This is a genomic window from Dechloromonas sp. HYN0024, from assembly GCF_003441615.1.
GTDB lineage: Bacteria > Pseudomonadota > Gammaproteobacteria > Burkholderiales > Rhodocyclaceae > Azonexus.
On record NZ_CP031842.1, the window covers coordinates 2,873,170 to 2,887,240 of the forward strand.

The 14,071-nt window shown below is 59.4% G+C and carries 10 protein-coding genes and 1 tRNA gene; 8 read left to right on the forward strand and 3 right to left on the reverse strand.

Translation table 11 applies throughout. From position 1 onward, the window contains the following. Window positions 1–78: 78 nt before the first annotated feature. Genes HYN24_RS13830 through HYN24_RS13865 form a run of 8 tightly spaced genes read left to right on the forward strand, consistent with a single transcriptional unit; the run spans window position 79 to window position 11,713 of the window. On the forward strand, window positions 79–3,003 hold the full coding sequence (locus HYN24_RS13830) for an EAL domain-containing protein (RefSeq protein ID WP_162888746.1): 2,925 nt from the start codon (window positions 79–81) through the stop codon (window positions 3,001–3,003). After that, entirely contained in the window at window positions 2,993–4,309 is a 1,317-nt protein-coding gene (locus HYN24_RS13835) for an ATP-binding protein (protein ID WP_162888747.1), read from the forward strand. Before HYN24_RS13830 ends, HYN24_RS13835 begins: the two co-directional genes overlap by 11 nt. Continuing rightward, the gene (locus HYN24_RS13840) at window positions 4,306–5,622 is read left to right on the forward strand and encodes an HD domain-containing phosphohydrolase (protein WP_117609795.1); all 1,317 of its coding nucleotides are present in this window, start codon (window positions 4,306–4,308) and stop codon (window positions 5,620–5,622) included. The genes HYN24_RS13835 and HYN24_RS13840 overlap by 4 nt, the downstream gene beginning before the upstream one ends. Further along, entirely contained in the window at window positions 5,619–6,185 is a 567-nt protein-coding gene (locus tag HYN24_RS13845; RefSeq protein WP_117609796.1) for a response regulator, read from the forward strand. The genes HYN24_RS13840 and HYN24_RS13845 overlap by 4 nt, the downstream gene beginning before the upstream one ends. Before the next feature lie 6 nt (window positions 6,186–6,191). Then, window positions 6,192–6,839, forward strand: a complete 648-nt coding sequence (locus HYN24_RS13850; RefSeq protein ID WP_117609797.1) for an ATP/GTP-binding protein — start codon at window positions 6,192–6,194, stop codon at window positions 6,837–6,839. Next, entirely contained in the window at window positions 6,836–8,038 is a 1,203-nt protein-coding gene (locus HYN24_RS13855; RefSeq protein ID WP_117609798.1) for a sensor histidine kinase, read from the forward strand. The genes HYN24_RS13850 and HYN24_RS13855 overlap by 4 nt, the downstream gene beginning before the upstream one ends. Continuing rightward, complete coding sequence (locus HYN24_RS13860; protein ID WP_117609799.1) at window positions 8,035–10,275, forward strand: ATPase, T2SS/T4P/T4SS family; 2,241 nt, start codon at window positions 8,035–8,037, stop codon at window positions 10,273–10,275. Before HYN24_RS13855 ends, HYN24_RS13860 begins: the two co-directional genes overlap by 4 nt. Window position 10,276: 1 nt before the next feature. Next, the gene (locus HYN24_RS13865; protein WP_117609800.1) at window positions 10,277–11,713 is read left to right on the forward strand and encodes a hemerythrin domain-containing protein; all 1,437 of its coding nucleotides are present in this window, start codon (window positions 10,277–10,279) and stop codon (window positions 11,711–11,713) included. Window positions 11,714–11,896: 183 nt separating this feature from the next. On the opposite strand, the gene HYN24_RS13870 is transcribed toward HYN24_RS13865, so the two are convergent. The 3 genes from HYN24_RS13870 to HYN24_RS13880 all read right to left on the reverse strand — a co-directional run bounded on the left by HYN24_RS13870 (window position 11,897) and on the right by HYN24_RS13880 (window position 14,031). Then, window positions 11,897–13,123: an IS256 family transposase gene (locus HYN24_RS13870; protein ID WP_117610312.1), complete on the reverse strand. Its 1,227-nt coding sequence runs from the start codon at window positions 13,121–13,123 to the stop codon at window positions 11,897–11,899. A gap of 203 nt (window positions 13,124–13,326) precedes the next feature. After that, window positions 13,327–13,403, reverse strand: a tRNA-Arg gene (locus tag HYN24_RS13875). Between the two features lie 127 nt (window positions 13,404–13,530). Next, window positions 13,531–14,031, reverse strand: a complete 501-nt coding sequence (locus tag HYN24_RS13880; protein ID WP_117609801.1) for a C40 family peptidase — start codon at window positions 14,029–14,031, stop codon at window positions 13,531–13,533. Window positions 14,032–14,071 lie beyond the last annotated feature (40 nt).

Consider the following 14,071-nt stretch of genomic DNA (forward strand, 5'->3'; position numbering starts at 1 on the left):
CGCATGGAATTCCTTGTGTCAGCGCGCTTGAGGAGGGAGACTACCGTTCATGAACGAAGCACGTGGAGAGCATGCGGGATGAGCCAGACTCAAAGACCGGGCAAGCCCGTCGTTCTGATCGTTGACGATGTGCCCGACAACCTTAGCGCCATATCCGAAATGATCAGCGAACTGGGCGTTGATGTGCGCGTCGCCAACAGCGGCCCGGTGGCCCTGCGCTACGCCCGGCTCGACCCTCACCCCGATCTGGTCCTGCTCGATGTCATGATGCCCGGCATGGACGGCCACGCCGTTCTCCAGGCCCTGCGTGCCGACCAGGAAACGCATGACATCCCGGTCATTTTCGTAACCGCCCTCGATAGTCCGGAGAACGAAGAACAGGGCATCGAGGAAGGTGCTGTCGACTACATCACCAAGCCGATCAATCCCGCCGTCCTCGGCATTCGCGTCAAGTCCCAACTGGAACTAAAGCGGGCCCGCGACATGATGGCCGGACAAAAGGCCTGGCTGGAAGAAGAAGTCGCCCGCCGGACAGCCGAAAACATCGCCCTCGAAGCCCGCCTGCAAGTCGCTCTGGCCACCTCCGGCTTCGGCACCTGGGAATACGATCACGCTGTCGGCAGCAACAACTGGAGCCCCAGCCTGTCACGCATTCTCGGCCTGGACGGGGGGCCGTCGACGATCGCCGCCAGCCTCGAACTGATCCACCCGGAAGACCGGGCGACCATGGGATTGGCCCTTGAAGGCGGGGCTGCCTCGGGTGATGAAATTCATGTTGAAGAAGTCCGCATGCGCCACGCCGATGGCCACTGGGTGTGGATGGAAGTCCGCGGCCGGATACTGCAGCGCGACGCCCACGGAAAGCCAGCCCTGAGCCTGGGCACGATGGCCGACATCAGCCGACGCAAGATGGCCGAAGCCGAACATCGCCTGTCATCGGTCGTATTCACCGGCATCAGCGATGGCATCTGCATCACCGATGCCAACCGCCGGATTTTGCTCACCAACCAGGCTTTTTCCAAGGTCAGCGGGTACTGCGCCAGCGAAACCTACGGCAAAACCCCGAACATGCTTCAGTCCGGCGTCCATGGTGCCGAGTTCTATAGTGACATGTGGGACAACATCAACCGCCATGGCAAATGGCAGGGCGAGATCACCAACCGCCGCAAGGATGGTGAACTGATCTCCGAATGGCTGAGCATTTCGGCCGTACACGATGCGGCGGGACGCCTGAGCAATTATGTCGGCATCTTCAGCGACCTTTCCGAGCGTCATGCGGCAGCCGAGCGCATCCAGTATCTTTCAAGCTTCGATCCGCTGACCAAGCTGCCCAACCGCAGCCTGTTTGCTGACCGTCTCGGGCAATCACTGATCAGCGCGCACCGCTTCAACCGGGAAACGGCGGTGATCCTGCTTGACCTTGACCGCTTCCGCTTCATCAACGACACGCTGGGCCCGCCCATTGGCGACGGCATCTTGGTCGAGGTCGCCCGCCGGCTCAATCTGCAGGTGCGCGACGGCGACACTGTCGGTCGCCGGTCGAGCAATGAATTCGGCTTCGTAATGGCCAGCCTCGGACAGGAACGGGATGCCATCGCCCTCGCCCAGCGCATGCTTGATGCCATTGCCGAGCCTTTCGACGTGGGCGGCCATTCGATCACCATCTCGGCCTGCATTGGCGTCAGCGTGGCGCCGCGCGACGGCAACGACATCGATACCATCATGAAGTGCGCCGATGCTGCCCTGGTCCGTGCCAAGGCCTGCGGGCAAAACACCTTCCGCTTCTATTCGCCGGAAATGGACGCCGACGCCAGTCGCCGCCTCGGACTGGAAGCCGCCCTGCGCCAGGCCCTGCAAAACAATGAACTGACCGTCTATTACCAGCCCCAGATCAGCCTCGACACCGGCAACATGATCGGCATGGAGGCCTTGCTGCGGTGGACCACCCCGGCATTCGGTCCGGTCTCTCCGGCCGAGTTCATCCCGATTGCCGAAGAAACCGGGCTGATCCTGCCGATCGGCGAATGGGTATTGCGCACCGCCTGCCGGCAGGTCCGCCAGTGGCTCGACCTTGGACTGGCCAGCCTGCGCATTGCGGTCAACCTCTCGTCACGCCAGTTTCGTCAGGCCAACCTGGTCGGCATAGTCAGCCAGTGCCTGACCGAGACCGGGCTGCCGGCCGGCGCACTCGAGCTCGAAATTACCGAAAGCGCCCTGATCGACGAGGTCGACGAGGCGATTATCCAGTGCCGGGCGCTGAAGTCGCTCGGCATCAAGATTTCGCTCGACGATTTTGGTACCGGCTATTCATCACTGGCCTATATCTCCCGTTTTCCCTTCGACAAGATCAAGATTGACCAAAGCTTCGTCCGCGACATCACCGAAAATCCGGTCAATGCCGCCATTGCCAACGCCGCCATCGTTCTCGCTCGCAGCCTCAATCTCTCGGTACTGGCTGAAGGCGTCGAAACCGAGGCACAGGCCAGCTTCCTGCGCAGCCGGCGGTGCGACGCCATGCAGGGTTATTTGTTCAGTCGCCCGGTGCCGGCCGCCGAATTCGAGCAATTGCTGGCCAGCGGCAAGCGCATGCAATTCAACGACAAGCTGCAGGAAAGCCAGCAGACGCTGCTCATTGTCGACGACGAACGAAACATCCTCACCGCCCTGACCCGACTGCTGCGCCGCGAGAGTTTCAACATCCTGACCGCCCAGTCGCCGGCAGAGGCCTTCGAGCATCTGGCCAAACAGCCGGTACAGGTGATCCTCTCCGACCAGCGCATGCCGGAAATGTCGGGCACCGAGTTCTTTGCCCGGGTTCGCCAGCTTTATCCGGACACCCTGCGCATTGTCCTGACCGGCTACACCGACCTCGAATCGGTAACCGGCGCGATCAATCGCGGCGCCATCTACAAGTTCCTGACCAAACCGTGGGATGACGACATTCTGCGCGAACAGATACGCGAAGCCTTCCGCAAGGCCAAGGAGACTGAGCATGCGCCGTAGTCAGCCGGCACCGGTAGGCCGGGAACGTCCGGCCGACGCGCTCGACCTGGCCATGCAGGTAGTCAATGCCAGCCCGGTGGTCTTCTTCCGCTGGTCAGCCAGCCCCGGCCGGCCGGTGACCTTTATCTCGGAGAATGTCGTGCAGTGGGGCTATCAGGCCAGCGACCTGGTCGCCGGCAACCCCGCCTTTGGCGATCTGATCCACCCCGACGACCAGCCCCGGATTGCCGCCGAAATAGCCCGCCAAGAGGTCTCCGCAGCGACTGGATACGACCTCGAATATCGCTTGCTGACCGCACAGAGCAAGGTGATCTGGGTCGCTGACCGGACCCGCGTGGTGCGCGACGCCGATGGCCGCCCGGCATTTTTCGACGGTGTTCTCACCGACATCAGCGAGCGCAAACAGCAGCAGCAAGAACTCAGCGACGCCCTGAAACAACAGAAGCAACTCAACAAGCGCCTGGAAGAAGCCAACAACCAGTTGATGCAATCTGAAAAAATGGCCTCGATCGGTCAGCTGGCGGCTGGCGTGGCCCACGAACTCAATAATCCGATCGGCTTTGTCCATTCCAACCTGGGGACACTGGACGGCTACATCCACGACCTCCTGGCCATCATCGACGGCTACGACCGGATGCTCGCCCGATCCGGCGAAGCCAGTCTCTACGAAGACTCCATCCGGCAACTGAAGGAACAGCACGACTTCGCCTTCCTCAAGGACGACATTTTCAACCTTCTTGCCGAATCCAAGGATGGCCTTGGCCGCGTACGCAAGATCGTGCTCGACCTCAAGAACTTCTCGCGGGTTGGCGAACAGGAGTGGCAGGAAGCAGATCTCCACGAAGGCATTGACTCGACCCTCAACATCGTCTGGAACGAGCTCAAGTACAAGGCCAAGGTGATCAAGGAATATGGCGACATTCCCCATTTGTTCTGCCTCATTTCACAGCTCAACCAGGTTTTCATGAACCTTCTGGTCAATGCCGGACACGCCATTGAAACGCAGGGCACGATCACCATTCGCACCTTCCGCCAGGATGCCGACACGGTCTGCATTGAAATCAGCGACACCGGTAAAGGCATTGCCCCGGAGCACATGACGCGGATTTTCGAACCCTTCTTCACGACCAAACCGGTCGGCAAGGGGACCGGCCTCGGGCTGTCACTCTCCTATGGCATAGTGCAGCGACACGGAGGACGCCTCGAGGTCGACAGCGTCCTCGGTCGGGGTGCCACTTTCCGCGTCCTCTTACCCATCAACCCAGCCCAGAAAGCTGCCATTCAAAATCCGGAGATATCTTCATGAGCGAGACTTTGGCCGCTCCCGTTCTGCTCTTTGTTGATGACGAACCGGGTATTCTTTCTGCCTTGCGTCGCCTGTTCCGGCCACACGGTTACCAGATTTTCATTGCCGAAGGCGGTGCCGCCGGGCTGGAAATCCTCGAAAAGGAACACATCGACCTCGTCGTTTCCGACATGCGCATGCCCGAAATGGATGGCGCCACTTTCCTCAAGGAAGTCCGTTCGCGCTGGCCGGCCGTGACCCGCATCCTGCTCACCGGTTATGCCGATATCACGTCGACGGTCGCTGCCATCAACCAGGGTGAAATCTATCGCTACATTTCCAAGCCGTGGGACGACAACGAAATCGTCACCATTGTCAGAGAAGCCATCGAACATCAGCGCCTCAAATATGAAAACGAGCGCCTGACCCAGCTTGCCCAGGCCCAGAACGAGCAGTTGAAGGAACTCAACGCCGGCCTCGAGCAGAAAGTCGCCGAACGTACGGCCGAAGTGAGCCAGGCGCTGGCTTTTGTCGAGCAGTCGCACAGCGAACTTAAAAAGTCGTTCCTGACCAGCGTCCAGGTCTTTTCCGGCCTGATCGAACTGCGCAATGGCACCGTCGGCAGCCAGATTTCCGGCCACGGCCGGCGGGTCGCCGAGCATGCGCGCAGCGTCGCCCAGCGTCTCGGCCTGTCTGATGTCGAGAAGCAGAACATCATGCTGGCCGGCCTCTTGCACGACATCGGCAAGCTCGGCCTGCCCGACGACCTTCTGACCAAGCCCTTCAACACACTGACGCCCGAACAGCGGGCGCTCGTCGTCAAGCATCCGGTCATCGGCCAGAACGTCCTGATGGGCATCGACAAGTTCAAGGAGGCGGCGCTCTTCGTCCGCCATCATCATGAATCATTCGATGGCAACGGTTATCCCGACCACCTCGTCGGCCATGCCATTCCACTGGGCAGCCGGATTCTGCAAGTGGTCAACGACTATGACTCGCTGCTTATTGGCACCCTCGTCCAGCGTCCGCTCAAGCCGGCCGAAGCCCAGAAGTACCTCATCGAGAATCGCGGCAAGCGCTATGACCCGGCAGTGATCGATGCCTTCATTGCCCTGCTTACCGAGAGCAGCAAGCCGACCACCATTGAGGTGCCCTTCCGGCCCCTGCTGCTCAAGCCCGGCATGGTGCTCAGTCGTGACTTTGTACACCGGGACGGCTACCTGCTGCTCGCCAAGGGTGCTGTACTGACGGCCGAAGTCATCGGGCAACTGATCAGGATGGAAGATGCAGAACAAACCAAATTGATGCTCCATGTTCGCCAGGAGGAAAAATGAGCCGCATCCTGATCGTTGACGATGAGGATTCCATCCTCAAGGCACTCAAGCGCGTCCTGCGCCTCGCCCCGTGCACCTATGGCAACAAGAGCTACACGCTGGAAATTGCCGATTTCAATTCACCGGAAGCCGCGCTCGAAGCGGCGCGCCACGACGAGTTCGACCTGTTCATGAGCGACTACCGGATGCCCGGCATGGATGGCATCGAATTCCTCAAGGCGGCCAAGGACATCCAGCCCGATGCCGCCCGCCTGATCCTCTCCGGCTACGCCGATCTCAATGCCCTGGTCCGCGCCGTCAATGAAGTCGGCATCGACCGCTTCATCGGCAAGCCGTGGAACGACTATGAACTGATGTCGGCCATCGGCCAGGCGCTGGCCCATCGCGACCTGATGCTGGAGAACCGCCAGCTGGCCAATCTGGTCCGCCTTGAAATGGGCGACATCACACCCGAGCAATTGGAAGCGGAACGGCTGGAGCACATTGAACCGGGGATCACCGACGTAAATTGGGGCCCGGACGGTTCCGTCATTCTCGATCCCGAGTTTCAGCGCAAGGACTGACTGGCCATGCCCGAAAGCGATGCCCAGCACCTGACCTTCAAACTGGTCTATTACGGCCCGGCGCAGAGCGGCAAGACGACCAACCTGCTGCGTCTGCACGACCTCCTTGCCCCGGAAATGAAGGGCGAGCTGATGACCATGGAGACCAAGGACGACCGCACGCTTTTCTTCGATCTCCTGCCCCTCGGTTTTCGCGCCCCCTCCGGTCTGCTTATCAAGTTCCGGCTATTCACCGTCCCCGGACAGGTCGCCCATGACGGCACGCGCAAGGCGGTCCTGTCACGTGCCGATGGCGTGGTCTTCGTCGCCGACGCTGATCGCGCCCAGGAAACCAACAATGGCGAATCCTTCCAGAGTCTGTCCGCCAACTGCGCCCGCGTCGGCCTCGATTTCGAACATTTGCCGATGGTCGTCCAGTTCAACAAATGCGACCTGCCCAATGCCGTACCCGAGGCCGAAATCCGCGAACGCTGGTCAGCCGCGCCATGGCCGCTGGTCTTTGCCATCGCCTTGACCGGGCAAGGTATCGAATCGACCTTCGAACTGCTCTTGCGCGCCGTGTACCGGAACTTTGGCGAAAGTCTGGAACTGCTCTCCCGGCACGGCCTCAATGAAAACGCCTTCGTTGCCGGGGCCCTGGGGAAATCGGCATGAGCCTGGGCTTTGACCGCGAGTGGAAACTGGATGAACTGCTCGACGCCACCAGCCAAGAAAAAATCGGCCCGGCGCTCAGGGCGTTGCTCGGCGGCGATTTCGCCCTGACCGATGAGGCCGGCAAGCCGCTCTGGGGGGAGCCTTCGCCCGAGGCCCGCCGGGAACCGCTGATCCTCGAACTCGAAGCGGTCGGCTACTTGCTCAGCTGCACCGCCCCCGCCGCCGCACTGACGGCCGCCCGCAATCTGCTCCTGACCCTGCTGCGCGCCCAGATCCGTTTCAAGATGGCATCGACCCTGCACCTCGAAGCCGTGGCCGAGGATTTCGAGTCGCTCAAGCGCGAACATGCCCGCCTCAGCGAATCCGAAGCCCGCTACAAGACCCTCTCGGCCGAACTCGAAAGCCGCGTCAAGAAGCAGGTCAGCCAGCTGGAAGAACGCCAGCAGATGCTCTACGAGGCAGAGAAACTTGCCTCGGTCGGCCAACTGGCGGCCGGCATGGCCCACGAAATCAACAATCCGCTCGGCTTTGTGCGCAGCAACCTGAGCACCTTCGAGAAATATCTCGGCAAGTTTGCCGATCTGAAAGCCGCTTCCGGCCCGGCGGCCGAAAGCTGGCAGGCCCTTGATCTCGATTTCATTCTCGAAGACAGCATCGACCTGCTGCACGACAGCGCCAAGGGGATGGAGCGCATTGCCCGCATCGTCGCCGACCTCAAGGCCTTTTCCAATATTGACCGAGCCGCCGAAGAATATACCGACCTCAACAATTGCCTGCACGAAGCCGTCCACATGCTGGAAACACAGACGCCGGCCGGCATTGGCTTCCATTTCGATCTGCTGCCCCTGCCCAGCATCGTCTGCCTGCCGGGGCATATCAACCAGCTGTTTTTCAACATCCTGCGCAATGGCGTACTGGCCATCAAGGATGCCGGACGCCCGGGCGAAGTCAGGATTGCCTCGGAGGCCGACGACGAAGGCATCCACATCCGCATTCACGACAACGGTATCGGCATGAACAAGGAGCAGATCGAACACGCCTTCGAACCGTTCTATACGACACGACCGGTCGGGGCCGGTGTCGGACTCGGGCTGGCCACGGCACGCAACGTCGTGCAGGCCCACAGCGGCCGCATCAGCCTCGACAGCCAGCCGGATGTCGGCACCACCGTAACCCTGTTTTTCCCGACCCCGCCATGACCGATTATTCGTCGCTATTTACCGGCAAGACCGCCGCCCCGCAGGCACCGGCCACCCACCTGACGCCGCCGCGCTACCGTCTGCTCTTTGTCGATGATGAACCGGGCATCGTCAAGGCGCTCAGCCGGGTCTTCCATCAGGAAAACTATGAGGTCCTCACTGCCTGGAGTGCCAAGGAGGGTCTGGAGAAGTTCGCCACGGGAACGATCCATCTGGTGATCAGCGATTTCATGATGCCCGGCATGAACGGCGCGCAGTTTTTGCAGGAAGTCAAAAAGCAGTCGCCGGACACCATCCGCATCATGCTCACCGGCCATGCCAATACCGATGCCGTCATGGGCGCCATCAACGAAGGTGCCGTCTACAAATTTATCCTCAAACCGTGGAACGATGACGACCTGCGCGTCACCGTCGCCCTGGCCCTTGAGCAGTTCGACCTGATCACCCGCAACCGTAGCCTGAAGGCAGAGAACGAGCTGAAGTCGAAGGAAATCTCTGCCCTGTCGCGGCTCGCCGCGACACACCACAGCCGGCTCGGCATCATGCTGCACAAGAAAAAGCTGCTCACCGATGCCCAGTTGCAGGAACTGACCATGCTCCAGGAACGGCGCAAGGAGCCGCTGATCACCATACTGCTGGAAAAGGAATGGGTGGCGGAGCGCCGTATCCGCGATCTGCTCAAGATCGACATGATGATCGAGGAAGTCCAGCTCTCGGAATTCAGCGTCGATTCGGCCCTGACTGATCTGATTCCGCGCAGTTTCTGCATGCGCCAGGCGGTGGTCCCGCTCAAGCTGGAAGGCCGCCGACTGCTGCTGGCTATGGCCGACCCGCTCGATGAAGGCCTGATCGATGAAGTCCGCTTCACCGCCGGTCTCGACATCAACGCGGTAACCGCCGACATCGCAGCGATCCGCAAGAAAGTCGACGAGATTTACGGTGGTGGCGAAGTCGACTTCAAGGAGCTGGAAACCCTGGTCAGCTCGCCTGACCCCTACGAAGGCATCGAGATCGTCATCGAGGAGGAAGATGCCGCCAAGCTCGAAGACCTGCTCCGCGACACCGAGACACCGCCGGCCATCCGTCTGGCCAACGCCATCATTCTCGAAGCAATCCGCCTCGGTGCTTCCGACATCCACATACAGCCCCGCACCAAGAGCGTTATCGTGCGCTATCGTATCGACGGCGTGCTCTCCGACAAGATTCATATCCCACACCATCTGCATCAGTCGCTGGTGTCGCGCCTGAAGATCATGTCGGAGCTTGACATCTCCGAGCGCCGTCGCCCGCAGGATGGCCGCATCACCGTCAAGACGCCGATGCGCATGGTCGACCTGCGGATTTCCACCCTGCCGACGATCAATGGCGAAAAAGTCGTCATGCGCATCCTCGACCGCAATTCGACAGTGCACACCATCGAGAAACTCGGCTTCTCGAGCAACGACTTGCTGCGCGTCACCGACATGGTCGCCAAGCCCCAAGGCATCATCCTCGCTACCGGCCCGACCGGCAGCGGCAAGACGACAACACTCTATTCGCTGCTCCAGCACGACGCCACCCCGGACAAGAACTACGTCACCATCGAAGACCCGGTCGAGTACTACCTCGACATGGCCGGCCAGGTGCTCATCCGGGAAAAGATCGGCCTGACCTTCCCCGCCGTCCTGCGCGCCCTGCTCCGCCAGGATCCGGACGTCATCCTGCTCGGCGAAATCCGCGACTTCGACACGGCCGAAGTCGCTTTTCACGCCGCCCTGACCGGCCACCTGGTCTATTCGACGCTGCATACCAACTCGGCCGTCGCGACCATTGCCCGCCTCTTCGATCTTGGCCTCAAGCCCTATGTCGTCGCTACCGCGCTGGAAGGCATCATCGCCCAGCGCCTGGTACGCAACGTATGCCCAGCCTGCAGCCAGCCCGCGAAGCCGGACCCTGCCATACTGAATCGACTGGGCAGCGCTTTCGCTGAAGTTAAAGAAATCCGGCGCGGGGAAGGCTGCAATGCCTGCCATGGGAGCGGCTACAAGGGACGCGTCGGCATTTACGAAATCCTGACCCTTGATGATGCACTGCGCGACTGCATTGGCAGTGGCGCCAGCGTTCTTGAAATCAGCCGTCAAGCCAGGGGGCGGGGACTGCGTAACATTGTCCATCACGCCGTTGAACGGGTACAGGCTGGCGCAACTACCCCGGATGAAATTCTTCGGGTTCTCGGTCCGATGACAGGAGAATATTGATATGGATGCATTTGTTTGGGACACCCGGTTCGAAACCGGCATTCCTCTCGTCGACACACAGCACAAGCATTTAGTCGAAGCGGTCAATATGCTGGGTAGCGAACTGCTTCTCGGCGATGTATCCGAAGAACGGTTGCAGGAACTCTTCCGTAGCCTTGCGGAGTATGCCCGGCACCATTTCTCCGACGAAGAAAAAATGATGGGCGAATTGGCCGTCGATCCACGCCACCGCGACGAGCATATAAGCCACCATCGGCAGTTTGTCGAACAACTGGTCAGCCTCTGGAAATCCCGCGCTGCCATCGACAAGCCCGCAGAGGCGGTGCACGGCTTTCTTGCAGCCTGGCTGACCGTACATATTCTCGGCGAAGACCAGGCGATGGCTCGCCAAATGAGCAGCCTGCAAAATGGTCTGACTGCCAGCGCCGCCTTCGAGGCCGAGAAAAAGGCAGAAGATCCGGGAACAGCCATTCTTCTCGGCGCGCTTTCACGGCTCTATGCGCTACTTTCCGACCAAAACCGAACGCTGGGAAAAATAAACGAAAGCCTTGAAGAACGGGTCCAGGATCGTACCGCCGCACTGGCCAGCGCCAACATTCAGTTAGCCAACGAACAAAAGGAACTGAAGGAACTGCTGCACAAGGTCGAACAAGCTCAACAACAACTTCTGCAATCCGAAAAAATGGCCGCCATCGGTCAACTGGCAGCCGGCGTCGCCCACGAAATCAACAACCCGGTCGGCTTTGTCAATTCCAATCTGGGGACACTCAAGTCTTACGTTTCCCAGTTGCTGGACATCATCAGCGCCTACGAAGGGGGCAACCCGGAGGAAATTTCCGCAGCCCGCAAGAAAGCGGATATCGAGTTCCTGCGCGAAGACCTGCCCTCACTGGTCACCGAATCGCAGGAAGGTCTTAACCGGGTCACCAAGATCGTCAAGAACCTCAAAGATTTCTCCCACGTCGACCAGGCCGAAGCGCAGCAATTCGCCGATCTCAACGCGGCGATTGAAAGTACGCTCAATGTGGTCTGGAATGAACTCAAGTACAAGGCGGAAATCGTCCGCGAGCTGGGCAACATACCCCAGGTCGATTGCATCCCGGCCCAGATCAATCAGGTCATCATGAACCTGCTGGTCAATGCCGCCCAGGCCATTGAAAAGCAGGGCAAGATTTTCGTTCGTACAGGAAGCGAAAGTGATCAGGTGTGGTTTGAAATCGAGGACACCGGCCAGGGCATGAGTGAAGCCGTGCGCAACCGGATATTCGAGCCCTTCTTCACGACCAAACCGGTCGGCAAAGGCACCGGGCTCGGCCTGTCGATCACCTACGACATCATCGTCAAGAAACATGGCGGCCACATGGATGTCACCAGCACCCTTGGCCAGGGTACCTGCTTCCGGGTCTGGCTGCCGATACAGGGCAAGGCGGCGACGTAGGCCAAACCATACGGACATGAAAAAGGCCACATGGAGTGGCCTAAGTCATTGAATATTGGCGCGCCCGAGACCCTTCGGAGGAAACTCCATCCATGAACGTATAGTACGTTTACAATATGAATAATTTGGTTGAAAATGGCGTAAATAGGGCGTGTCCGGAATTTTGTGTAAACGGGGTTTGAGTTAAACGTTATTCATCCGGTCTTCGAACTGGATAGTAAATCGGGTCAGTGCTGCTTTCCAATCGCGAATGGGCATGGTCCATTTCTGGCTGATGTTGCGGAGTGCCAGATAGAAGAGTTTCATCAGCGCCTCATCGCTCGGAAAGGAGCCCCGGTTCTTGGTGATTTTCCGCAGGCTCATGTTCACTGATTCAATCGCATTGGTCGTGTAGATGACTTTCCGGATCTCCGGCGGGTAGTCAAAGAACGGCGTTATGCGCGGCCAGTTCCGGCGCCAGGACTGGCTGATGGGCAGGTAGGCATCGTCCCATTTGCCCTCAAACTCTCCGAGCATCTGTTCTGCTTCGTCGGCGGTGGCACAGCTGTATATCCGTTTGAGGTCAGCAGCAACATCTTTACGCATCTTCCAGGAAACGTAGTTCAGGCTGTGCCGGACCATATGGACGATGCACAGTTGAACGGCTGCATGGGGATAGACGGCCTCGATGGCTTCCGGAAAGCCCTTCAACCCATCGACGCAGGCAATGAAGATATCCTGGACGCCACGATTCTTGAGTTCGGTGACCACCTGCAGCCAGAACTTGGCGCCTTCCGTCTGGGCGATCCACAGACCGAGAACTTCCTTCTCGCCCGCCATGTTGAGTCCGATGGCCAGATACACGGCTTTGACGCGCACACTGCCATCCCTGACTTTGACGTGAATGCAGTCCAGATAGACGATCGGGTACAGCGCATCCAGTGGTCGTGATTGCCAGGCCTTAGCCTCTTCAATGACCGCATCGGTGACTGACGAAATCAGGGTGGGCGACACCTCCGTGCCGTACATCTCTTCCAGATGCGACTGGATTTCACGGACCGTCATGCCACGGGCGTATAGCGACAGAATCTTGTCGTCAAAGCCTGTCCAGCGGGTCTGGTGCTTTGGGATTAGCTGCGGCTCGAAAGTGCCTTGGCGGTCGCGGGGAACCTCTATCGGCAATGCCCCGAACTCCCCTTTCAGCGTCTTCTTACTCTTGCCATTACGGGTATTGCCGGCGGTGTTCTCCACCGGCTCATTCTTGCCGTGGCCGAGATGATCAGCCATCTCAACTTCCAGCGCCTTCTCAACCAGCAGCTTGGTGAGTTGCTTGAGCAACCCATTCTCACCAATCAGGTCTTCCGGCTTCCGGTAATCAGCCAACAGGCTATCCAGCAACTCTTTGGGTACTGCTTTCTTTCCTACGGTCATCATCGCTCCTGGCAATGTGGCAGTTTCCTGCCGGGTGACCGTTTACACAAAAATTCTTACACGCTCACAGCAGGCAGTAGTCGTTTTTCGAGATTCCCGAAACGTTCATTGCGAACGTAGTCACATACTGGTCTCAGATTAGTCACAGTATGGTCACAAAATGAAAACGGGCTAGGTAACAATCACCTAACCCGTTGAATTCATGGCGCGCCCGAGACGATTCGAACGTCCGACCCCTGCCTTCGGAGGGCAGTACTCTATCCAGCTGAGCTACGGGCGCCTGGGAGGGGCGTATTCTACCCTTCACAGCCGCCTCGCGTCCATGTCGGAAATATATTGAGGTAACGGCGCAATGCGCCATAACGCACGCCCGGCAGAAGACCCCGTCGCCAGCGATGGCTGGCCAATCAATCGAAATAGGTTCGCGCCGTTTCAAAGCGCCGGGCGAAATAGCTGTCGCTCAGCCGGTCGATGCGTACCTTGCCGTTGGTCGACGGCGCATGAATGAAGCGGGCATCGCCGATATAGATGCCGACATGCGACAGCGGACGATTCAGGGTATTGAAGAAGACCAGGTCGCCCGGCCGCAGTTCGCCCCGCGCAATCGGTCGGCCATTGCGGGCGATGTCGGCGGCGCTGCCCTGCACCTTGAGCCCGGCCGCCCGGTCGTAGATATAGCTGACCATGCCGCTGCAATCCAGCCCGGCTTCGGGATTGCGGCCGCCAAAGCGATAGTCGGTATCGATCAGGCCCAAGGCGTAGAAAACGACTTCATGGCCCTTTCCACTGACCGGCAGCGAGGCTTGCGTTATAGTTTCCGGCGTGTCGCCTGAACGCGGCGAGGGGCCGCTACAGGCGGCCAGGAACAAAGCGGACAGCAATATCGGGATGAGGGCGGAAAGGCGCATCAAGTCAGGGTGCTTTCTTCGAATAATCTTCAACTTACCG